Annotated in this window: 16 protein-coding genes; 11 read left to right on the forward strand and 5 right to left on the reverse strand. The window is 55.0% G+C overall.

Annotation, left to right across the window (positions count from 1 at the left end; translation table 11 throughout):
* The first annotated feature begins 48 nt into the window (after nucleotides 1–48).
* Genes B4B27_RS00625 through B4B27_RS00640 form a run of 4 tightly spaced genes read left to right on the forward strand, consistent with a single transcriptional unit; the run spans nucleotide 49 to nucleotide 3,733 of the window.
* Complete coding sequence (locus B4B27_RS00625) at nucleotides 49–492, forward strand: hypothetical protein (protein ID WP_173382295.1); 444 nt, start codon at nucleotides 49–51, stop codon at nucleotides 490–492.
* A gap of 13 nt (nucleotides 493–505) precedes the next feature.
* On the forward strand, nucleotides 506–1,444 hold the full coding sequence (locus B4B27_RS00630; protein ID WP_290722648.1) for a hypothetical protein: 939 nt from the start codon (nucleotides 506–508) through the stop codon (nucleotides 1,442–1,444).
* A gap of 3 nt (nucleotides 1,445–1,447) precedes the next feature.
* Nucleotides 1,448–1,894: a hypothetical protein gene (locus tag B4B27_RS00635; RefSeq protein WP_173382296.1), complete on the forward strand. Its 447-nt coding sequence runs from the start codon at nucleotides 1,448–1,450 to the stop codon at nucleotides 1,892–1,894.
* Nucleotides 1,895–1,915: 21 nt separating this feature from the next.
* Entirely contained in the window at nucleotides 1,916–3,733 is a 1,818-nt protein-coding gene (locus B4B27_RS00640; RefSeq protein ID WP_290722651.1) for a homocysteine S-methyltransferase family protein, read from the forward strand.
* Between the two features lie 20 nt (nucleotides 3,734–3,753).
* Here B4B27_RS00640 and B4B27_RS00645 read toward each other — a convergent pair whose 3' ends face one another.
* Both B4B27_RS00645 and B4B27_RS00650 read right to left on the reverse strand, forming a co-directional pair.
* The gene (locus B4B27_RS00645) at nucleotides 3,754–7,323 is read right to left on the reverse strand and encodes a hypothetical protein (RefSeq protein WP_290722653.1); all 3,570 of its coding nucleotides are present in this window, start codon (nucleotides 7,321–7,323) and stop codon (nucleotides 3,754–3,756) included.
* A gap of 130 nt (nucleotides 7,324–7,453) precedes the next feature.
* Nucleotides 7,454–9,490: a cellulase family glycosylhydrolase gene (locus tag B4B27_RS00650; protein ID WP_349678218.1), complete on the reverse strand. Its 2,037-nt coding sequence runs from the start codon at nucleotides 9,488–9,490 to the stop codon at nucleotides 7,454–7,456.
* Nucleotides 9,491–9,715: 225 nt separating this feature from the next.
* On the opposite strand from B4B27_RS00650, the gene B4B27_RS00655 reads away from it, so the two are divergent.
* Nucleotides 9,716–11,140, forward strand: a complete 1,425-nt coding sequence (locus B4B27_RS00655; RefSeq protein ID WP_290722655.1) for a nitroreductase family protein — start codon at nucleotides 9,716–9,718, stop codon at nucleotides 11,138–11,140.
* A 25-nt stretch (nucleotides 11,141–11,165) separates the two neighbouring features.
* Here the strand turns inward: B4B27_RS00655 and B4B27_RS00660 are convergent, their stop codons facing one another.
* Both B4B27_RS00660 and B4B27_RS00665 read right to left on the reverse strand, forming a co-directional pair.
* Nucleotides 11,166–11,858, reverse strand: a complete 693-nt coding sequence (locus B4B27_RS00660) for an LrgB family protein (RefSeq protein WP_290722657.1) — start codon at nucleotides 11,856–11,858, stop codon at nucleotides 11,166–11,168.
* Entirely contained in the window at nucleotides 11,855–12,280 is a 426-nt protein-coding gene (locus tag B4B27_RS00665; RefSeq protein WP_290722659.1) for a CidA/LrgA family protein, read from the reverse strand. Before B4B27_RS00665 ends, B4B27_RS00660 begins: the two co-directional genes overlap by 4 nt.
* 201 nt (nucleotides 12,281–12,481) lie before the next feature.
* On the opposite strand from B4B27_RS00665, the gene B4B27_RS00670 reads away from it, so the two are divergent.
* From B4B27_RS00670 to B4B27_RS00695, 6 genes are all read left to right on the forward strand, one after another.
* Complete coding sequence (locus B4B27_RS00670) at nucleotides 12,482–13,318, forward strand: TIGR02147 family protein (RefSeq protein ID WP_290722662.1); 837 nt, start codon at nucleotides 12,482–12,484, stop codon at nucleotides 13,316–13,318.
* Nucleotides 13,319–13,337: 19 nt separating this feature from the next.
* The gene (locus tag B4B27_RS00675) at nucleotides 13,338–15,146 is read left to right on the forward strand and encodes an FISUMP domain-containing protein (RefSeq protein WP_290722664.1); all 1,809 of its coding nucleotides are present in this window, start codon (nucleotides 13,338–13,340) and stop codon (nucleotides 15,144–15,146) included.
* An 87-nt stretch (nucleotides 15,147–15,233) separates the two neighbouring features.
* Nucleotides 15,234–16,160, forward strand: coding sequence for a methionyl-tRNA formyltransferase (fmt, locus tag B4B27_RS00680; protein ID WP_290722666.1), 927 nt, complete (start codon nucleotides 15,234–15,236; stop codon nucleotides 16,158–16,160).
* 20 nt (nucleotides 16,161–16,180) lie between these two features.
* On the forward strand, nucleotides 16,181–17,395 hold the full coding sequence (locus B4B27_RS00685; RefSeq protein ID WP_290722668.1) for a transcription antitermination factor NusB: 1,215 nt from the start codon (nucleotides 16,181–16,183) through the stop codon (nucleotides 17,393–17,395).
* Nucleotides 17,392–17,976, forward strand: a complete 585-nt coding sequence (locus B4B27_RS00690; RefSeq protein WP_290722671.1) for a hypothetical protein — start codon at nucleotides 17,392–17,394, stop codon at nucleotides 17,974–17,976. Before B4B27_RS00685 ends, B4B27_RS00690 begins: the two co-directional genes overlap by 4 nt.
* Entirely contained in the window at nucleotides 17,976–19,688 is a 1,713-nt protein-coding gene (locus B4B27_RS00695) for a hypothetical protein (protein WP_290722673.1), read from the forward strand. The genes B4B27_RS00690 and B4B27_RS00695 overlap by 1 nt, the downstream gene beginning before the upstream one ends.
* Nucleotides 19,689–19,812: 124 nt before the next feature.
* Here the strand turns inward: B4B27_RS00695 and B4B27_RS00700 are convergent, their stop codons facing one another.
* The gene (locus B4B27_RS00700) at nucleotides 19,813–20,967 is read right to left on the reverse strand and encodes an A/G-specific adenine glycosylase (protein ID WP_290722675.1); all 1,155 of its coding nucleotides are present in this window, start codon (nucleotides 20,965–20,967) and stop codon (nucleotides 19,813–19,815) included.
* Nucleotides 20,968–21,510 lie beyond the last annotated feature (543 nt).

Consider the following 21,510-nt stretch of genomic DNA (forward strand, 5'->3'; position numbering starts at 1 on the left):
TTTTGCTACCTTGTTAGGTAGACATTTGTCTCAATGGGAGGCTTAAGAATGAGAAAACTGATTTTGCTTGCTGTGGTTGCCTTTGGCGCGCTCCTTGCCGCCTGTTCCACTGAAGAAGCGAAGATTGTTTGCGGTCGTGAGTGGAACCCGGCGAACCAGGTGGTTGTTGATACGACCAGCGAGTTCGAACTTATCAATCCGATGATTGTCCAGTTCCGCTACGGCACCGGCTTCGATTTCCCTGCCTTGAAGATAACCTTCTACGAAGGTACAGAAAAGAGCAAAGGAAAGGAAATCTGGCACTACGAGACCAAGGTGAACGAGAAAGTGAGCGTCTACACGCTGCAGGGACATTCCAAGCGCGGTGGACTGATGACGGCTGCGGAACTCACGCGTCATAAGGCTCCGGGGTCGATTCTTATCGAAGCTACTGCTGGCGATAGGCTCCTCGCGTTTAAGGAAGTGACGCTCGTAAAGAACAAAGTGAAATAATTTGGATGTCTTGATGTTTAGAGAAAAACATTTCGCCTCTATTGGGGTGCTTGCCGCTTTTTGTGCCTTGCCGTTTGCTCTTGCCGGGTGCGGCGAATCTGAGGTTACGCTCAACTACAAGCTTGCACAGCCTGTAGATGTGGAGGTCTATACCGAAAGCTACTTCGCGACGATTGACCTGAAGGGCGAAGAGCAGATGGGCACGATTACCGCCGCCTATGTGGACCTGAACTACTCTACTGCGGGCGATACCACGAAGGTGCAGCGCCTGTACCGCTTGAACAATTCCCGCGGCTACCTCAAGAATTTTATGCCCTCCGAACTTGCATGGCGCGTGAAGGAGGTGAACCTTGCGGCCGTTGACCGCGAAGTGACGAGCATTACGGGCCTCGATGACGGTTACGACACGCTTCTCGCGCACATCCCGATGCCCGAACGCTGGCGCAAGCAGCTCCTGAACCCCGATTACAAGCCTCACCTGCGCCGCCTCGAAAAGCATCGCTGGGAAATGGACCACCTGCTTACGGGTACAGTGCCCGTGAAGGCGAACATCACGCAGATGCTCAAGGACCAGGGACGCCTGAACTTTGCGCTCATCAAGATTGATTCTGTTGTCACGAAGGGCTTCGAGAACCGTGACCACCGTCGTTGCCTGGATTACAAGATTTACCTGCATGAGACGGAAAGCTTCCCCTACTACATCTGGGAGCAGCACGTGAACAGCAATATCGTGCCCGAGAAATTCAAGGCGTACACTGCCGGCCACAAGGCGGAATATGACACCGAGTTCGAAATCATGATCGACCCCGAGACGGGCATCCCGTGCCAGGAACGCGAAGTGAAGGTGGGGACGCACTACATGGTGCACCCGGTCACGAAGGACACGGTCACCTTCAAAAGCAACATCACGCACGAACGCCTCTTCAACATCAAGCGCGCGGAAAAGGAATAGCCCATGCGCGCTTGCCTCCGTATAATCATAGCCCTGTCCGCCGTATCCCTTGCGGCTGTCCTTTCGGGATGCACGACGCACCCGTCGCCGCAGCAGACAATGGTCGACGACCGTTACATGATGTACAAGGAGACCTATAAGGCCTACAAGGAAGCGGAAGAGCGTTACCTGAACATCCTCTTCAACATCGAGCGAATGCCCGAGGAGGAGGAACTGTGGATCATGAAGCGAGACCAGATGCAGGAACTCTTGCAGCTCCGCGAACTCATGCTGCAGGCTCGCGGCGAATTCGACGACTCCATGAAGGAGTGGGAGACGCACTTGATGGAGCTGCAGGCCGAGGTGAAGGCTTCGCAGGTAAAACAGTACAACCCGAATTTCAGGGGCCGCGATGCCCAGCGCACGAGCCCCGGACAGTTGCTTCCAGGCGAAGTCCCGAACAGACGATAGTGTCCGGGCGATAATCATCCCATGAACCTTTCGAAATCATATCAGGAGCTTTCTCGTGCGAGCATCGGACGGATCCTTGTGATGGACGGGGATTACGTGGCGTCGTTCGGGACGCAATCGCTTACGGAACAGGATTTCCGCGGCAACGAGTTTGCTGATCATCCCGTGTCGCTTGAAGGCAATTTCGAGGTCCTGTGTCTTACGGCTCCGGCCCGTGTGAAAGAAATGCACCGGGCCTATCTTGAGTCGGGAGTGGACCTTGTCCGCACGGTTACGCGAAACGCGAATGCCCATGGCCAGACGGAATATCGCTTGGACAAGATGGCCTATGACATCGCGAAGGCGGGCGCGGAACTCGCGCGTCAGGCGGTGGAAGAATACAACGACGATATTCTCAACTCTCGCGCAGGGAAGCTGGGCCAGGTTCCCGAACGCAAGTTCGTTGTGGGCTGCATGGGTGCGTCGGCACGGCGGGCTCCTTTCCGGGATCTGGTGGATTGCTACGGCGAACAAGCCAGGGGACTTCTGGATGGTGGTGCGGATGTCCTGATGCTTGAGAATATATCGAATTCGCTCGATGCGAAGGCCGCCCTGTATGCGGTCCTTAAGATTTGCAACGAACGCGGTATGCTCTATCCGATTATTGTTTCGGCATTGGTGTCTGATTCCGGTGCGCACCTAGCATCGGGGCTGGGCGTAGGGGCGTTGCGGCATAGCGTCAGTAGTTTCCCGATATTTGGCCTTGGGGTGGAGTGTGCTTCCGAGGTTTCCGATATATTGCCCAGCCTCCGGGATTTCTCGCTCGCGTCGGTGCGTGTAAGTGCTTTCGTTGATTTTGAGAGGCTGTGCGCCGGGGTCGCGGCAAACGCTTTGGAAAGGGCTCTTGCCGAAGAAATGTGGAAGTTGGCCGATTCCCGTGTCGTCAACATTGTCGGTGGCGGTCGTGGATCTTCTCCGGCCAGGGTGAAAACGGTCGTAAAGGCGCTCCGGGGATGCCGGCCCCGCAAGATTCCAGCTCGCAGTTACAGCACGCTTCTGAGCGGTCTTGACGCCCTGGATGTCTCGAAGCAAAATGACGTGGTTGTCATCGGGAAACAGTCTTGCGATGCCAAGGTTATTGCGGTAGACGTCGATGTGGATGAGAAAGAGGCCAAGAAAATCATGGAATCGCAGCTGGACGGCTTGCTGCTGCAAGATGAATCCGCGCGGTTGCCGGTCATGGTCAGTTCGGAAAGGTGGGATGCCCTTGTCGCAGGTATGGAATGTGTGCTTGGAAAGGGGATTGCAAGATCGGTCAGCCTTCGAGAAGGGGAAGAAGTGTTCCTCTACAAGGCCGAGGAAATTCGCAAGCATGGCTTTGCCGCCGTGTTCCGAGCCGAGGACGAGGAAGGCGAGGCGACTACGTTCGAACGTCAGTCTGCCATTATGGAACGGATGTATCGCCTGCTTATCGGTAAACTTGCTTTCCATGCCGAGGATGTCCTTTTCGAACCGAACGTCCCTGCTTCGGATATCGATTTGGCCTCGGGAATAGAGACCTTCTTTAGAATCTGCAAGTTCGTGAAGGTGAACCTGCCATATGCGCATATCCTTTGCGACATAAGCAAGATTGGCCGCTTGTTTGAAGGCGACGATAGCTTGCGGGGCGTGTTCCACTCCGTGTTTTTGCACCATGCGCGCAAGGCGGGACTGGATTTCGTGTTGGTGGATTCCAAGCTGGAACCCGCATACGACGAAATACCTTATAGGCTTTGTTGCCTCGTCGAGAATCTGATGTTCAACCGCGAAAGCGATGCCATGGAAAAATTGCGCGAGTTCGTGGTTGCTTCGAGAAAGTGACCCTGCTGCAGGCGACCAGCCTATTGCCAGGTGTTTATAAATCCCATTCCGATAGCAAACTTTATTTTTGTGGGCGATGCCGCGTCGGGCAATAGCGGGATGTCGATGGGTTTGACCTTCCTGCTTTCGCTTCTGCCATTTTCGTCGCTGATGCGGCTGAGGGCGCGGGCGAACGTGAGCGAGATGTCGAGCGGGACGCTGTAGAAAATCCTGTTGCTCAGGCGCAGCGAGAACCCTACGGAACGGTCCCAGAAATCATGGTCGGTGAACTTGTCGGTGTCGAACCATTTGGAATTCCAGGCGGCGCCGATCTGCGCGAAAGCATCGATATAGAAATCGCGAGTCTCGAAAATCCAGAAACCCTTGCGCCAGTCGTCGTAGAACGGGAATAGGTAGTGGAGCTCGGCCATGGCGGTCTTGGTGCCTGCGCGCGTGTAGTTTTCGGAACTGCGCAGGTAGGGGTAGCCTTCGAGCAAGATGGGACTGTAGTAGTAGGAGTCGAGCGTGTCTACTTTTGCCCCGCTGGAATCCTTCGAGTCGGTGTCCCAGCTGAATATGCCGCCAACCTTTGCTCCCGCGGCGAGGCGTGCCCCGGTGAGCGGGCTCTGGATGCTCCCGTAGAGGCTCAGGCCGAACTCGTGGATGTTGAAATTCCTGTACTTGGGCTTTGCCTGTCCGCTCTCGGTGACATAGAAACTTTCGGCGAATGTTCCCGGACGGAACAGGTCGCTGTTGGAATACTGGTACGAGATGACGGCCCCGTCGCCCTGGCCACTGATGCCCGTGCCGTCCTCGCCTTCGCTGTCGCCGTAGATGCCGAAGAGAGCCATCGCGCTGAACCGCTTCTGGTAGGTCCATGCGAAGTTGTCTTCGTAGAGGTTGAAGTCTGCCCAGTCGTAACCTGCGGCAATTTGAAGCGTGTCGGCGCTCTTGAACGGGCTGTAACCCGCCATTGCGACAATCGACTGCATCGGGACGGCGTAGTTGCTGATGCCGAGGCTGTCCCCGTCGTGGGCGCGCACGTCTTCGTAGCGCACGGTGTCCCTGCTCGTGTAGTTCGCATAGGAATAGGATAATCCGAAGTCGATGGGCGTGCTCCTGTTTTCCCATGCGACGAAGAACTCCTTTTCCTGCTTGGGGTTGATTCCGCCCGAATTGATGTAGTCGATTCCGTTGCCGATTTCGAGCAGGAGGCCGACTTGCACCGTGTTCTTCTTGAGCGGGTCCGCGATGATGGCGGCAAGCCCGATCTTTGCCTTGAGTTGTCCTTCTCCGAATACGGTGAGGTCGGGGGCGTTCTCGTTGAACGAGAGCATCGGGATGAACAGCGGGACTGTCGGGATGGGTTTGTAGTCGCGCTCGGTGCCGGCGAATTCGCGGCTTTCGAGTTCGATATGCTTCTCTATGCGCGGGAGGGGCGAACCCTTGAGCACGATTTCGCTCGGGGCGGGCCTCTGCGTGATCGTGTATGTCGTGTCGATGAGCTTGATGGCTGAATCGCGCATCGTGACTGTCGGCTCTGTCGTGCAGTTTGCGAGTGCCGCGGTAGAGTCAACCGAGGCTGAGTCCTTCGTCATCCCCGCGGAGGCGGGGATCTTTGTAGAATCAGCTGCCGCGCAGTTGTTCCAAACGGTATCGGCAACTTGGATGGTACTGTCGCGTTCCATGATGTTCATCGTCGTGTCGTTTACCATCGCGATGCTCGTGTACTGCAACTTGTAGAGCGAGAACCCGTCCTTGTCGTATTGCGTGAAGTAGAGAGTGTCGCCCGCGAGTACCGGCGTGAATGCGCCGCCGACCACGTTCGTGAGCGGGCGTTCGTACCCGGTGTCGATGTTCTTCTCGATGAGGTTGAAGATTCCGTTCCTGTTGCTCGCGAACACAATCTTGCTGTCGTCAATCCAGTTCACGTCGCGCTCGTCGTAGCCCTCGGTGCTCACGACCTTCATGTTCTTGCCGTCCGCGTCTATCACGGCGATACCGCGGTGCACGTCGTCAAAGAAACTGAAGGCGATTCGCTTGCCGTCGGGGCTGTACTTGGGGCTATAGATGTTGTAGTACCTGAACTTCGCGTCGGGCACATAGATGTCTATCGGGTCTTCTGCCGTGTATTCGCTGAAGTCTGCGGTGAAGGGAACCTTGCTCAGCACGAAGCGCGTGCTGTAGGGTTCGCGCCGTACGAAGGCGACTTCGTTCCCCTTGGGGCTGAATGCGGGGTAGACCGCGTCCACGAGGTGGGTGAGGGTGAGCTTGTTCTTGTTCGTGTCGCTCACCGCAATGTCGAAGTGGGCGTGCCCGTCCTTGTCGCGGTTTTGGAACGTCACGTAGGCAAGAATCGGGCCTTTCTCCGGGGCGTCGTACACGTCGATGCCCTTGTCGAACCAGGGCTTCTTCGCGCGGAACCCGCTCTTCGCGTAGTCTCCGATATTGATGGTGGAATCTTCGTCAGTTTCTTCTTCGATAGATATCTGGCCGATTTCGATGCCGTCAATCTTTTCGTCTTCCTTCGCAGTACTGTCCGCGGCACTGCTATCCGGTTCCAGCGGCATCTTGAAAACCGCACCGTCGAACCACGGTCCGCCGAAATTCGATACGCCGTAGAGGTGCTTGCCCGCGACTACGGGGAAGTCCTGCCAGAAGGCGTCTGCGGTAATCTTCGTGCCCTCGACGAGCGGCCCGAGGGAATCCTTCTGCGCCTTGTACGCCTCGGTGATTTCCTTTTTCCACGCTTCGTAGAGTTCCTTCTCGCTGATGCCGAGAACCTTCTTGAGCGCCCCGTCGAGCGTTACGCGATAAAGCTTCGAAAGTTCCGTCCAGATTTTCGGGACAGCGTCTTCGCCGTAGTGTTCCGCGATGTAGCGTACAAGCGAGAACCCCTGCGTGTAGGGCCCGAGTTCCGCAAAAAGCGAGTTGTCCGAAAAGTCGTGCATGTATTCGAGCGGGAGCAGGCTATCGTTGAGGGCCGCGATGCGCAGCAGCATGTCACGGTGCGTGTCCCAGGCGTCAAAGCCCATGCGGCTCGATTCGAACTGCGCCGTGCCCTCGGCAAACCACAGCGGTTGCAGCGTGAAGGGAATGAATGTCGCGAAGTCGCTCGTGATGCGCTCGTTGTAGTAGTCGGTGTAGCCGATTTGGATGCCGTAGATGCTTGGCTTGAGCTTGCTGCCGTTCTCGATGCTCACCAGGTGGCTGAACTCGTGAGTAATCACGTCCGCAAGCCAGCCGTGACTGCTGCGGACCTTGAAATCCCAGTTGGTGAGCCACAGGTTTACCGCGTTCTCGCTCGGGACGGCGCTGCCGTTACTGTAGAGAGCGTTGTTGAGCACCGCGTTCACGCGGCCCGGCAGGTCCTTCTTGTAGCGGCCCACCACCGAATCGTAGACCGCTTCTGCGTATGCGGAAAGCGCGGAAGCGTGCTCGGTGTATTCCTGCGGGTAGATGAACTGGAAGTGCTTCGTGCCGGCGGTCTTCCACTTGATGTCGCTCTGGTTGCCGTAGAAGCCGGCCGCAAAGGCAGAACCCGCAAGCAGCAATGTGCCTGCAAGAGTAGCCGCAGCCATAGCGCGGATTTTTTTCGCGTCGAAGAACATTGTTCTATAAATTTAGGAAATTCGCGCTTGAAAACCCAATTGGGGGTTGTTCCTTCTCGTTCCCTGACGAAAAAAGGTCGCGCGGTTGCCCGCGCGACCTATGTGTTAGGAGGAGAACTTTGTATTTCGATTAGAGGCCGTAGGCTTCCTTCATGCCTTCGATGAGCTTGGTGCCCTTCGGGCTTGCGCCTTCGGATTCGAACAGGGCGAAGCCGCCGGTGTATCCCCAGTGAGTGAGCGGAATTTCAAGCGTGTCGCTGATATCCCTCATGGCGGCCATGTAGTTCAGGACGGACTGCTTGTCGCTTGCCGGCCTGTAGGCGCCGAATTCGTTGATGATGACCGGCACGTTGTTCTTCACGGCCCATTCCTTTGCGGGGAGGATGAGTTTGAGGATGGCTTCCTTGCTTGCGTTCTTGTAGTAGTTCTTCACGGCATCCGCGACCCACTTTGCGGTCTTGGTCGAACCGGTGGAAATGACGCCGAAGTCAGCGCTGTATTCGGACCACTTTTCCTTATCGTAGGGGAACATCAGGTTCTTGATGGTCTTGGTCTCGGACCAGTCGGCACCCTGGTGTGTGAACACGAACGGTTCGTAGGTGTGTATTGCGTAGACAACGTTGTCGTCATTGAGCTTTTCGCCTGCGGCGAGGTGCTTGATGGCGTACCATTCGGCATCACCGAAGATGATGGTGTGCTTCGTGTCGACCGTGCGGATGGAGTCGATGTCTTCCTGGGCGGCAACGCGCCAAGTTGCAGAAGAAACCTTGCCGTTGCTCATGTCGGGTTCGTTCAGGAGCTCGAAGAAGATATCTTCACGGTCGTTGCTTGCGAAGTGGGCTGCCACGTGCTTCCACACGTTTGCCATCATTTTGGTGTAGTTGGGATTCGCGGCGCTTGTGGCGTTGTAGCTGTTGTCATATTCGTGGTAGTCGATAACGAAGGACATGCCGTGCTTGCCGGTCCATTCGACGAAGGAGTCGAGGACGGCGAAGAGGTTTTTGTCGTCGAACTTGAGTTCGGTCTTGCCGGTGGTGTCGGCCACGAATTCGTCGCGGTTGGTGACGTACTTGTCGAGGTCGATGGGCAGACGCAGCGACTTGATTCCGTTGTCGGCCATGAGCTTGATATCGGATTCGTCGAACTTGAATTCGCCCTTGAAGTAGGTCTTGTCTTCTTCAAGCCAGTTGGTGATGTTGAGACCCTTGTTGAGGTACTTCATGGCCTTGGCCTGGAGCGGGTTCGAAATCTTGATGTCGCCGATGGTCACTTCCGGAATTTCGGGGTCCATGATGGTCATGTCGGGCTTGTCCTTTTCGACTTCGCTCGTGTCCTGCAGGTAGACGTTGTCGATGAGCACGGAGTCAATCTTGCCGTTGCCCTTGGCCTGGAAACTGATCTTTTCAATGTTTGCCGCATTGAATTCGACCTTTTCGCCCCAGCCGCCCTGTGCGAGATCCTTGAAGCGGATGACAGCCTTGGTCCAGACTCGGGATGCCTTGACCTTTGCGAGGTGGACGTCGTAGTCCGTCACGTCGGAAGTTTCCACGTGGATTTCGTGGGCGCCACCCTTGTACCAGTAGGTGATTCCGCCGAAGCGGCTGTAGTCAATTTCGGGATCGAGCTCGACGCCCCAGCCTACGTACGGGTCCCACAGGTATTCGCCCTTGTCGAGGGAGTAGTACACAGCCCAGACATAGTTCGTTCCGTTGTCGGATTTTCTGGCAACCGGATAGCCTTCTTCGCCAATGGGAGTCTTGATTTCGGATGCGCCGTCACCGTCGGCACCGCCGTTGTTGTCGTTGTAGGTGTACCAGTAGAATTCACCCTGCAGCGAGCCGTTGTTGCCGTCTTCAAAGTCGTCAATGGTGAGGCCCTTGCCGGTGTCCTTCGGAATTTCGATGGAGGCGACGATGTCGGCGGCCTCTTCGGGCATCACGACCTTGCTCACATTCTCAGTGCCTTGCGGAATGCTGTCTGCCGGGATCGAGTCTGTCGGGATGGAGTCTGTCGGGATAGAATCCGTGGGAACATCCAGGGAATCGGTCGGCACACCGTTTTCGGGGTCCTTGTTGGAAGGATTGCTGGAGGAGTCGTCGCCGCAGGCGCTCATGAAGAAGAGTGCGGCCGCGGAAAGGGTAAGACCAGTTTTGAGTTTGAAATTCATCGTTTCCTCGTTTTGGGTTTTGTGCAATCTAAAACTACATCGGTATGGGGCGAAAAAAAAGGATTTCGGTATAGTTTGCGTTTACGAGGGTAAACTATACATGGTCCTGATTTCTCTTTTCTACGCTAATATATATAACGATATGGGTCTAAACGAGTCTAGTAAGAGCCAAACATCGCTAACTGTATCAAGTGTTTGATTCGCTATTTTTATATATTTCATGCCGTGGGCTTCTATTCCATCGCTTATCATGAATCCGTAAGGCATTCCCTGCGCCATGTGGGGGATCCCGTTACTCTTCATTGGGACAGGAGGACGCCTCCTGACAAGAGCTATCCGGGAGCGAAGCGTTTCCCGGTAGAAGGGCAGGGAAAGGTGGTCGACGGTGACCTGCTTTCGCTTGTGAATGCGTCGTCTTCGATGTTGAACAGGCTGCTTTCGCAGTTGAAGAACGATGTCAGCGCGGATGGGCTTCATTCGGTTGGAATCTACGTGCTGTTGCGCGGCGAACGTTTTCCGGACGGGCTCTATTATTATGACTACGCAGAAGGCGAACTGGTGCTGCTCCCCGCCGAGAATGCGAAAGCGCGCAGGGCGAACATCGACAAGCTTTGCGCGGCGTTCCCGCCGAACGAGGTAATGCAGGCTGCGGGCATATCGCTTTTCTTTACCGGTATCTTGGACCGTGCGGTTTGGCGGTACAAGGAAGGTGCCTACAGGGAACTGGAAATCGATACGGGTTCCATCGCGGGACTTGTCTCCATCCTTGCGCGTTCGCTGGGGGGAATCGCGATACCGTTCGGTGCGTTTGTCGATGACGATGTTGCCGTGGCTCTTGGCCTCGGGGCTTCCGAGGTACCGCTCGCAGCTTTGTGCCTGATGCCGAAATCGCTCAAGAAATACGAGGCTGTTTCGGATTTCGCCTATTCCAATAGGGGTGAAATCCAGGGCGATTCCGACCTAGGAGAAGGACGCTACGCATCGAGGTTCTTGAGGCAGAACCGTGGCGAGTGCATCACGGACTTGTCGAGGTGCATGAAAATATGCCGCGTGGTGAACCAGCCTGCGGACGGGGCGGAATTCCCGCTTACGCCGCTCAAGTTCCCGAACGAGTATTTTTTCCGCGAGTATGAATTCCTGGGCCCGGGTAAGGTGAGCTACAGGAATTTTAAGCCCTGGAAGGCGTCGCTCGATGACTTTTCGACGATCCTGCGCTGGATGGAAATCTGCAACCTGAACACGTTCGGCGCGGGCCTCCTTAAAATCTGGGTCGTGTGCTTTGACGTGATGCTGGTGTTTCCCGGCCTGTATCGCTATGTTCCGCTGAAAAAGACTCTGTATCTGCAGACGAACTCGGTGAATCGGGGCAAGTTCTGCAATGCGCATCTTTCGCCGGAGGCCGTGGAGAATGCGTCCTTTGCCGTGTTCTTTACGGCGGATGTCGAGGAAGCGTGCAACATGCTCGGGGAACGCGCCTACCGCTACCTGAACATGAACGCGGGGTTCATCGCCGAGATGCTTCGGGAATCGGCCCGCGGACTAGGAAAGTTTGCCCGTCGCGAACCCTTCTTTTGCGAAGACGAAGTCCGGAAACTCTGCAAGTTCCCTGAAAGGGAGACGCTTCTTTCCGAAGTTCTCGTTGGCCGCTAGATAATTCCCTATAGAGACGAAGCGTTTAGGACAAGCACGCTAAAATCAGTGGTGCGACGACTGCGGTGAATAGCCCTGCAATCCCGATGGCAAGGCTGCTCATGGCGCCCTGTACTTCGCCCATCTCCATGGCGCGGGTGGTGCCGAGCGCATGGCTTGCGGTGCCGATGGCGATACCCTGCGCTACCTTGTGCTTTATGTGGCAGAACCTGCATACGGCGGGGGCCGCGACCGCACCCGTGATTCCCGTGACGGTGATGGCGATGATGGTGACGGAAGGAATGCCGCCGATTTGCGCCGAGATGACGCTCCCCATCGGGATGGTGACGGATTTCGGGAGCAACGAGAGCATGAGCGTGTTGCTCAGCCCGAGCAGTTTACTGAAAAGAATCACGCACGCAATCGAGGTGAGGCTACCTGCAAAAATGCCCGCAAGTATGGGCTTCCAGAATTGCCTGAGTTTTGAAATCTGCCTGTAGAGCGGGATGGCGAGCACGACTGTCGCGGGCGAGAGCATCACCGAGATGTAGTCGCCGCCCACGTTGTAGCTTTCGAGGCTGATGCCCGTGATGAGCAGGAATCCGACGATGAGGATGTTGCCTATCAGGAGCGGGTTCAGGAAGGAATACTTGAATTTTTTGCTGACGAAAACGCCGGCTTCGAATGCGACGAGCGTGAGGAATATGCCGAACAGGGGAGAATTGATGATGGCGTTCATTTTTCGCCCCCGATTGTGCCGTTGCGCTCTGCACGCTTGGAAAGGCGTTCTGCACGCAGGGCCAGGTTTTCCCGGTATTCCTGCCTGCGGATAAAAAACTGCGTGACCCGGCCGCCGGCAGCAATGCTCACGAGCGTGAAGGCGATGCAGAGGAACAGTAAAAGCGGCCACTTGGAAAGTACGTCGTCGCCGACGGCCATGATGGCGATGCTAGGCGGCAAGAAGAAGAGTGCCAGGTGGTTCAGGAAAAAGCTCGAGACGCCCGAAATCTGTTCCGGCTTGATGACTTTTGTACAAAGTAATATGAGCAGCAGGACCATGCCGATAATGTTCCCCGGGAGGGGCACGCCCACAATGCGGTGGAGGAATTCCCCGGCAAGGCAGATGGCGAAAATGACGGCAAGTTGGAGCGGGATTCTCATTGCGGGCGTAAATTTAGAAAAAGTGCGCTTTAAAAAAAGAGTGCTCACGAATAACCCAAAGTGGCTTTTTTTGCTGAAATTTGACGTTTTTGTATCGTAAAAAGTTTAAAATTATCATACATTCCTAAAATTTGCAAAAAAATGCTTGATTTGTATCAAAAATTGTTGCGGAGAAGGGGGCGCGAAAGTATCTTTGCTGGTATGCGTTCAGTAGTAGAATTTCAAGATTATCGAGAGTTCATGCGGCTCTGGTTTGCCGAGAACAAGTTGCGTCATGGCCTTACCTGGCGCGATTTTTCGCATCGTGCGGGGTACGTGTCGCCGGTGTTCCTCAAGTTGGTAAGCGAAGGAAAAAGTTCCTTGCGGAAGGGCGGTGTCGAACGGGTTGCACAGGCTATGGATCTGGAAGGTTTCGAAAAGGCCTATTTCATTAACCTGGTGACGTTCACGCAATCGAAAATAGGCCCACAGCGTAAAAAAGCATTTGACGAAATGCAGGCGCTGGCCCAAGCCCATAAGGTGAATGTTCTTGGGCGAAAGTCCATGGGTTATTATGAATCCTGGAAGAATCCGGTGCTCCGCGAGTTGGTGCCCCACATGCCGAAAATGTTCCCTAAGAAGGTGGCGGATTGCTGCTTGCCCAAGATGACGGCCGCCGAGGTCAAGGAGTCCGTGCGCTATCTGGTCGATCTGGGGCTCTTGAAGAAAAACAAGGATGGCTCCTACAGACAGTCGGACAAGTCCGTTTCTACGGGTGAGATGAGCTTTGTCCCGCTTGCAATCCAGCAGATGCACCTGCAGATGGGAAATTTCGCACTGGATGCCATCAAGAACTTGCCCCTTTCGGAAAGGAACGTTTCTGGAATCACCATGGGGCTTACCCAGAAGGCATACACGAAAATCGTGGCGGAACTGGCAGAGTTCCGAAAGAAAATTGTTGCCATCGCTAGCGAGGACGATGGCATGGATAGAGTCTACCGCTTGAACTTGCAACTTTTTCCTTTGACAAAAAACATACAGGAGATTCAAAATGCGTAAATTTGATGAAAATTTTATAATGTTCCTTTTTGCAACTTTGTTCGCACTCCTGTGTGTTGGCTGTGGTGATGACAATAGCAATAAGGGTGCTGGCGGAACCAGCGAAGAGACCCAGATTATCGCCATAGAGGATAAGACTGTGGCGGGTGTATCGCAGAAGGGACCTTTCCTCAAGGGCTCTAGCATTACGGTGCAGGAACTTGATGGCGAAGCCTTGGTTGAATCGGGAAAACTTCGCCAGACAGGCAAGAGCTTCAAGGGAAAGATTTCAAACGATAAGGGCGAATTTTCCGTGAATGACATCTCGCTCATTTCGCAGTTTGCTCTGCTCGAAACAGAAGGCTTCTACCGTAACGAAGTGACAGGAGACGTGTCCAAGAGCCAGATAACCTTGAACGCACTGGTGGATCTTTCTGAACGGGAAAAGGCGAACATCAATTTGCTGACACATCTCGAATACGAACGCGTTATCGGGCTGGTCGCCGATGGAACGGAAATATCCGAGGCGAAGAAAAAGGCTGAATCTGAAGTATTCGAAGCCTTTGGTATAGAGGTGAAGAATGCTTCTGCCGAAGACTTGAACATCTTTGCAACCGGAGACGATAACGCGGCGCTCCTTGCCATAAGCATCTTGATGCAGGGCGACCTTACGGAAGGCAAGCTCTCCGACAGGTTTGCTGGCTTTGCAAGCGACATTGAGAAGGATGGCTCGTGGGAAGATGAGGCGACCAAGACCGATATCGCGGATTGGGCGAGCACGGCGGACCTGGCCGAGATCCGTTCGAACATCCGTTCGTGGGAATTGGGCGAGGATGTCCCGGCCTTCGAAAAGTTCTTCAAGAGATTCTGGTGGTATAATTTCGAATTGGGTGAATGCGATGATGAATCTGCCGGTTTGACTCGGAAAAACAAGAACGAGCTGAGTGCGACCTACGGCGAGAATTATTATTGCTCCAAGAACGAATGGAGCCTAGCTTCCGAATCGGACGATAAGGATTCCCTCGATTTCGATTACGGTACGTTGACAGATAAGCGTGACGGCAGAACCTATAAGACGATTGTAATTGGCGAACAGGAATGGATGGCTGAAAACCTGAATTATGCCTACAAGGCGGGTGGTTCGATTTATGGGAATGCCTGTTACGGCGGAGATTCCGATAATTGCATCAAGTACGGTAGGCTCTATACCTGGGGTGCCGTGATGGATTCGGTCAAGACGGGCTGCGGTATAGATATGGCCTTTGGACAGATGCCGACGGAAGATTGCGACGCATTGGGAAAAAAGGTCAAGGCCGGTGAAAATGTCCAGGGCATTTGTCCCGATGGATGGCATTTGCCGAATCACGAAGAAGTGCTGACCCTGTTTAACCATGTGGATTCCATTACAGGGTATGATCCGATGGCGCACCAGATGGCTGATGATTTTGAAGAGTTGATGAATTCCGACGAGACCGATTCCCTTAAGAAACTCTATATTGCGTCACTATTGGATTCGTTGAATCTAGAAGGAGATTCGCCGTTCAATGCCTTGAGGGCGAAGGACAAATGGGATTGGCTTGAAAAGGGGACGGATCTTGTCGGATTCTCTCTGCTCCCTGCAGGCAAATGCAACTCCTCGAACTTGGTTTGCGACGGCAAGGGGGAAGGTGCGGGTCTTTGGATGGCCGGATGGGACAAGGCTCCGACTGACCTGTATCCCTCCGATTATACCCTGTGGATGAATGCCGGTCGAATCAAGGTGCTTCGTTTTTCGAATGATGCGCAATGGTCGTGGGTGCGTGACCCTCCCGAGTATTTGGAGTTCTCGGTCCGCTGCATCAAGGACTAGGCCGTCATTTCAAAATATACTAGACCAATTCACGAATATTGGCCTGCATGCGAAACGCGTGTAGGCTATTTTTCTACATTGTTTTTCATGAAAGTCGTATTTATGGGAACGCCGGAGTTCGCGGCCTGTTTTTTGAAGCACCTCAAGGAATCTGAATTTGCGGATGTGGTGGCTGTTGTCACGCAGCCTGACCGCCCGGCAGGGCGCGGGCGCGTTCTCACGCCCCCGCCAGTTAAGCAACTGGCGCTCGAATTCGGGCTCCCGGTTCTTCAACCGGTCGACTTGAAGTCGCCCGAATTCGAGAGCGCCCTGCGCGCCTACGATGCGGATCTCTTCGTGGTCGTTGCATACTCGATTCTCCCGAAGAACATCCTGGGTGTCGCGAAGTTCGGCGCCGTGAACGTTCACGGCAGTCTGTTGCCCAAGTACCGTGGTGCCGCCCCGGTGCAGCGCGCGATTGCGGACGGCCTCAAGGAAACGGGCGTGACGGTTTTCCGCTTGGATGAGAAGATGGACCACGGTCCGATTCTTGCGCAGAAGGTCGTGGCGATTGACCATCAGGATACGACGGCTTCGCTTCTGGAAAAGATGGTGGTGCCCGGCTGTGACGCGCTGGACGATGCAATCCGCCAGCTCATGGAAGGTCGCGAGAAGGACTTGACGCAGGATCACGCGCAGGCAAGTGGCGCGCCGAAGCTCAAGAAGGAAGAAGGCCTTATCGATTTTAACCTGCCGGCATCCGTAATTCACGACCGCATCCGCGCCTTCAATCCGTGGCCGGGCGGCTACGGAAAGCTCGGTGGCCGCATGGTGTACCTGCGCAAGACGGATACCCCGGAGAACGGCCCGAAGCTTGCCCCGGGTGCCGTGGAATTCAAGGACAACCGCCTGTACGTGGGTACGGGCGAGGGCCTGCTCGAAGTTCTTGAAATTCAGGCGGAAGGCAAGAAGCCGATGCCTGTCGCCGACTTTATGCGTGGAATCCAGAACCGCGAAGGACTTTGCTTTTGCTAGACGATTCCCTGAAAGAGCGTATGGACGCATACCGCGTGCTTCTGCTGTGGCAGAAGGACGGTAGCTTTATTAAAGAAAGCGGGCTTTCTCCTTTCGCGATGGAACTTGCCCTGGGCGTGTGCCGCAGGCACCTGTACCTGCAATACTTTTTAAAGACTCTCGTAAAGAAAATGCCCTCGCTTGAAGTGGCGACCGTGCTTGAAATGGGAATCTTCCAGATGTTCTTTATGGAAATCCCGGACCACGCCGCCGTTTCGACGAGTGTGGAACTCACGAAGGCGGCGAACCTTGGCGAAGGTTCCGCGCGGCTCGTGAACGCCGTGCTGCATTCCGCGCGAAGGTCCGGGTTGCCCGCACTTCCGCAACAGCGTGTGCGTCGCGTCTCGATTGAAAGCTCCGTGCCTGAATGGCTGGTGCGTCGCTGGTTCGATATTTACGGCGGTGACCGTGCAGAATCGCTTGCGAAGGCGACGCTCGAGCGCCCGGTGGAATGGATTCGCGTGAACCTGCAGAAGACTTCCGCTCCGGTACTTGCCCAGAAACTCGGGCTTACGGGTGCTTCGATTCTCTACGACCGCTACATCCAGGTTCCCGAAGATGCGAAACTCAAGCCGATTCTGGAATCGGAATCTTTCGCGAAGGGCGAGTTCAGCATGCAGAATCCGGCCGCGTACGAGGTCGTGAAACTGCTCGACCTGAAGCCCGGCCTCAAGGTTTGGGATGCGTGTGCCGCTCCCGGCGGCAAGTCCGCGCTGATGGGCGAGATGGACTGCTCACTCGATATTCTCGCGAGCGACGTTTCCGCTTTCCGCGTAGAAAAGATGCACGACGTGGTGGACCGCCTGGGCCTCAAGAACGTGCGACTGGAATGCATCGACGCGCTTTCGCCGCAGCAGTCGAAGTTCGACCGCATCTTGCTCGATGTGCCCTGCAGCAACATGGGCGTTATGCCCCGCAGGCCCGAATCAAAGTACCGTATTACGCAAGATTCCATGAAGGAACTTGCCGAACTGCAGTACGGGATTCTTGAAGCCGCTTCTGCTCGCCTTGCGGAAGTCGGCGTTCTCGTATATGCCACGTGCAGCCCCGACCCGCTGGAAACGACCCAGGTCGTGAACCGTTTCTTGAAGGCTCATCCCGAGTTTGTCAAGCGTGGCGAGCATGTGCTTCCCGGCGCGCAGGATAATCGTTTTGACGGATTTTTTGCACAGGCTATAGAACGGAAAAAAGTATGAAACTGAAACTTATTTTGTCGTCAATCGTCCTGTGCTGTGCTTCCACGCTCTTTGCGCAGAATCCGGCAGATTCCGCTTTCTCGAAAATCTATGTCTCCATCGAAGGCGGCGAAATGTACCCCTTCGGAGACTTGATCGATGCTGTCGAGAATTCGTTCTATGGGGGAGTCGGATTCCGCTATTCTTACTGGGACGATTTCGACGGCTTTGTCAACTTCAACTACGCCTACGTGAAGGTGCGCCCCGAGGGAATCCCGTATCCGGGAGTCCACCAGTTCGTAGGGAGGCTCGGTCTCGACTGGCACTGGAAATATGTCAAGCCGCTTGCGATTGGCGCTGGCTTTACTTGCAACTGGGCCCGTGCCGATTATGATGGCGAAGATGACTATTTGAAAGGCCGTGGCGGCATGCTTCTCGATAACGAGACGGAGTTCGGCTGGTTCGCGCGGATCAACATGCCGTTCCTGTACTACAGGTCGTTTACGATAGGGTTCAATGCGCTTTGGGAACAGATCTGGACGCTTCCCGAAAGGTCCAATACCTTGACCATCGGCGTTTATGTAGAAAGGAGGGTCTGGTAATGAAATCCTCGCTCTCGACAACGTTGTCTGTACTTACGCTTTCTGCAGTTTTGGCGGGTGCTGCGGTGGACCCCGAAATGGAGGGCTTGGAGGCGGTGAGCCGTGACGACGGCACCTTCCTCGTGGGTGGCCCGACTTATTTCTTTGACCGCATTCTCGGTGCAGGTGGAATCCATTCCGAAACCGAACTCTGGACCCCGCAGAAATTGCGCAACCGATTGCTGTTCAACCGCATGTCGCTGCTGCCCTCGTGGAATCCGATGGAACCCTCCGTGTGGGTCAAGACGGGTAACGAACTCGGCGACATGATTTACCAGGACGTGATTACCGAGACGGACAGGCCCACGAACCGCACGCCAATTCTCGAAGGAGGCTTCAGAAGCCCGAGTTTCAAGGGATTCTGGGCGACGGCGCGTGGTTTCCAGGACGACCATTATTCTGCCCGCACATACAGTTACCGCAAAAAGATGGTTTCCGATGAGTTTGCCATCTTTGGTGAAAATTATCCGATGTTCAGTTCCATATACGGCGGCGTGGGCTTTACGAACGATTTCGTCAATGCATCCGTCTTGGCGGGCGAGGAATATCTCTGGGAATACATGGAATCTTCCCGCTGGATTCCGGTACACATGGCGCCCCGTGTGGAAGGCCGGGTGAATTTCTGGAATTTTGCGCTGACTGCCGCTTACGAGCATGCGGAATACCAGGACGCTCGTGTCGACGAGTCCGGCGAACGCAACGAGGTGAACGGCTCTGTCCTCTACAAGTGCGGAAACGCCTGCCAGAAGGGTATGTTCCAGCTGTCTGCGGGAATCGCGTTCCGGTTCGTGAGTGACGACGGTGACGTTTATACCGGGCTGGATAACGACCGCGTGCTCTGGCCGTTCATGCAGTTGCGCGTGCAGCCGTTCCGCTGGCTCCGTGCCGATGCCATGTTCGGCATGAACGATTCCGACTGGCTCGTGCAGGATAGCGTCGAGATGGGTATGCCCGTTCCCGTGAAGGGTCTCGGCGTTACGATTGGCGTCAAGAACATTTCGGGTACGCGCCTGAACCCGCTTGCCGATGACAAGGAGTATTTCAACGTAAAAAGCGTGTCGGATACGATGGATCTTTCGCCTTCGGGCCAGATGAACCTGGTGCAGGGCTACGTGGCTTTTGCCGATACCATTGCTTCGGTATCTCTCGGGGGCCGCGCTACATTCTGGACGGAACACGGCGCCGAGACGTTCGACGTGGAAGATTTTGTGAAGGATGGCATTCTCGAGTTCCGCTATGGCGATGTGTCGCGCATCGATTCCTGGATCAAGGGCGTCACTGGAGAACTTTGGCTTGATACGTGGTATGAGGACTGGTTCAAGTTCCGTGCGCTGGCTGGTTTCGAACGCATCGACGGGCCTTCGGAACGCTTCGAGGTGACTCCGGCGGAATACTTTGTCGCCTTTACCGGGGACTGGCTCATCCGCAAGAGCTTCCGGGTGTCGCATTCGCTTCGCTACAGGAGCGATGCCCAGTGGAACCTGCGCAGCCCCGACCCGCTAGTCGTGAAGGGAGACTGGTATTGGGATGCAACGTTCGAACAGCAGTTCCCGAGGCATGGATTGTACCTGACGGGAACCCTGATACATGTCCTTGCGGACGAGGTAATCCAGGTGCCGAACGGTGATTACGATAGGCTTCGATTTGTTTGTACAGTAAGGAAAACGTTCTAATGTGTTTTCGGACATTAAAAAATCATTGTTCTAAAAAGACGGTTGCCGTGTCGCATCCCATGGTTCGCATGCTTGCTCATCTGATTGCATGCTTTGTGGTTGTATTCGCCCTCTGTTGGTTCGGCTAGCCGAAAGCCTTCCTGAGAGCCTTGAGGCTGAAACTGTTGGCGAGCGCTGCTTGCGCCGTGCTGGCCTCTATCCATTTGAATTCGAGTTTTGGATGTGCCCTGCGCTGTTTGGCGAGATGCCTTGTGGCGTTTGTTGCCGTTGTGCCTAGCCTGATCAGCAGCACGTCGCACTCGATCTTGTGGACTGTGATGCCGTGGCGGAATGAATCGCGGGTTTCGACGGAAGAGATTTCGTCTGCGGCGATGTAATCTTCGGCTTCGGCGGGAATGCCCGCTGTCGCGCCTCGGGGAGATTCGAAATGAGGCAGCGTGAACTGGTTCCTGAAAAATTTCTGCCCGCCGTGGACGGCGAGAATCTTGTGGTCTGCGCTTTCTATGACGAGGACGGTGCCGTGCCAGTCCATTTGCGTGCGCTTTTTGGAAGGCGGATATTCGGCGGTGCGGTTTTCGAGCGCAGCTCGGCAAATGCTTTGGAGGGGGCAAAGGCAGCACTCGGGATTCTTGACCCTGCATACGGTGCGCCCGAGTTCCATGAGCGCCTCGTTGTGCATGTAGGCCTTGGGCGAGTCCGCGATTTCGCGCGCGTAGTTCCAGTAGGTTTCGGAACAGCTTTCGCCTTGACTGTTGCGCGGTTTCTGGGTGGGTGTCTTGTCTGTCGGCAGGAAATCGAGCAGGAATAGCCTTGAAAAAATTCGGACCAGGTTGCCGTCGAGGATAGCTTCCTTCTGGTGGTAGGCGAGACTCAAGATTGCCCCTGCGGTGTAGGCGCCGATTCCCGGCAGCGCTTCGAGCTCCTTACGGGTGCGCGGCATTTCGCACTTTGCCGCCCCCCGTGTTGGCCGGTTTACGCCGCAAATGGCCTGCGCCGTCTTCAGGATGTTCCTCGCGCGGCTGTAGTAGCCGAGCCCCTGCCAGAAGTGGAAAACTTCGTCTTCGGAAGCTGCCGCGAGCGTCTCGATATCCGGGAAACGCGTCATCCATTTCACGAAATAATCGCGGACCGTCGATACCTGCGTCTGCTGGAGCATGGTTTCGCTGATCCAGACCGCGTAGGGGTCGCGCGGGGCGTCCAGGTCGGCGGGCCTCCACGGCAGCTCTGCCGCATTCTTCTTGAACCATTCACGAAGCCGCTTTAGCGAAACATTATCCATAGCGGCATAAATTTAAGAAAACGGGGGAAGACTTTTGCTCTATAAACCACAACGGCACCCCGCAAGGGGATGCCGTTGTTGGTGTATGGGATGTTTGGTTTACATGTAGTAATGTAGATTCTGAAGCGGGGTTCGGGTAGTAGTTTGGATGAAATTCCATTGTAAAGGTTTACAACACCTACAACGCGAAATTGCGAAAAAGCATGCAAAAAAGGGCATTTTTTTGAGGGAAATGGGGCGCGAAGGGGGCTTTTTGAATCGTTTGTTGCAAAAGGTTTACAAAGTGACGGGGAAATGCGGCGAAATTTCGCTCCTGTGGGGGCGCCTGCGATAAGAAATGTGGTGAGAAAGCAGTGAAAATAGGACTAAATGGCTCGTTTTGGGGCGTTTAGTCCTACCGCGCGCAGAATTGCCGGGGTTATGCGGGGTGCCTGCGACAAGAAATGCTGGCTGAACGCTTTGAAAATAGGACTAAATGGCTCGTTTTGCTGTGTTTAGTCCTATCGCGCGCAGAATTGCTGGCTGTTTTGTGGCGCGAACTGC

It is taken from the genome of Fibrobacter sp. UBA2449 (assembly GCF_002342555.1).
Lineage (GTDB): Bacteria > Fibrobacterota > Fibrobacteria > Fibrobacterales > Fibrobacteraceae > Fibrobacter.

Coding starts and splice junctions, on each gene's coding strand:
- B4B27_RS00670 (WP_290722662.1), top strand. CDS start 12,482: ATGCGTTCAGTAGTAGAATTTCAAGATTATCGAGAGTTCATGCGGCTC.
- B4B27_RS00665 (WP_290722659.1), bottom strand. CDS start 12,280: ATGAGAATCCCGCTCCAACTTGCCGTCATTTTCGCCATCTGCCTTGCC.
- fmt (WP_290722666.1), top strand. CDS start 15,234: ATGAAAGTCGTATTTATGGGAACGCCGGAGTTCGCGGCCTGTTTTTTG.
- B4B27_RS00645 (WP_290722653.1), bottom strand. CDS start 7,323: ATGTTCTTCGACGCGAAAAAAATCCGCGCTATGGCTGCGGCTACTCTT.
- B4B27_RS00700 (WP_290722675.1), bottom strand. CDS start 20,967: ATGGATAATGTTTCGCTAAAGCGGCTTCGTGAATGGTTCAAGAAGAAT.
- B4B27_RS00640 (WP_290722651.1), top strand. CDS start 1,916: ATGAACCTTTCGAAATCATATCAGGAGCTTTCTCGTGCGAGCATCGGA.
- B4B27_RS00630 (WP_290722648.1), top strand. CDS start 506: ATGTTTAGAGAAAAACATTTCGCCTCTATTGGGGTGCTTGCCGCTTTT.
- B4B27_RS00690 (WP_290722671.1), top strand. CDS start 17,392: ATGAAACTGAAACTTATTTTGTCGTCAATCGTCCTGTGCTGTGCTTCC.
- B4B27_RS00650 (WP_349678218.1), bottom strand. CDS start 9,490: ATGAATTTCAAACTCAAAACTGGTCTTACCCTTTCCGCGGCCGCACTC.
- B4B27_RS00695 (WP_290722673.1), top strand. CDS start 17,976: ATGAAATCCTCGCTCTCGACAACGTTGTCTGTACTTACGCTTTCTGCA.
- B4B27_RS00685 (WP_290722668.1), top strand. CDS start 16,181: ATGGACGCATACCGCGTGCTTCTGCTGTGGCAGAAGGACGGTAGCTTT.
- B4B27_RS00635 (WP_173382296.1), top strand. CDS start 1,448: ATGCGCGCTTGCCTCCGTATAATCATAGCCCTGTCCGCCGTATCCCTT.
- B4B27_RS00660 (WP_290722657.1), bottom strand. CDS start 11,858: ATGAACGCCATCATCAATTCTCCCCTGTTCGGCATATTCCTCACGCTC.
- B4B27_RS00625 (WP_173382295.1), top strand. CDS start 49: ATGAGAAAACTGATTTTGCTTGCTGTGGTTGCCTTTGGCGCGCTCCTT.
- B4B27_RS00675 (WP_290722664.1), top strand. CDS start 13,338: ATGTTCCTTTTTGCAACTTTGTTCGCACTCCTGTGTGTTGGCTGTGGT.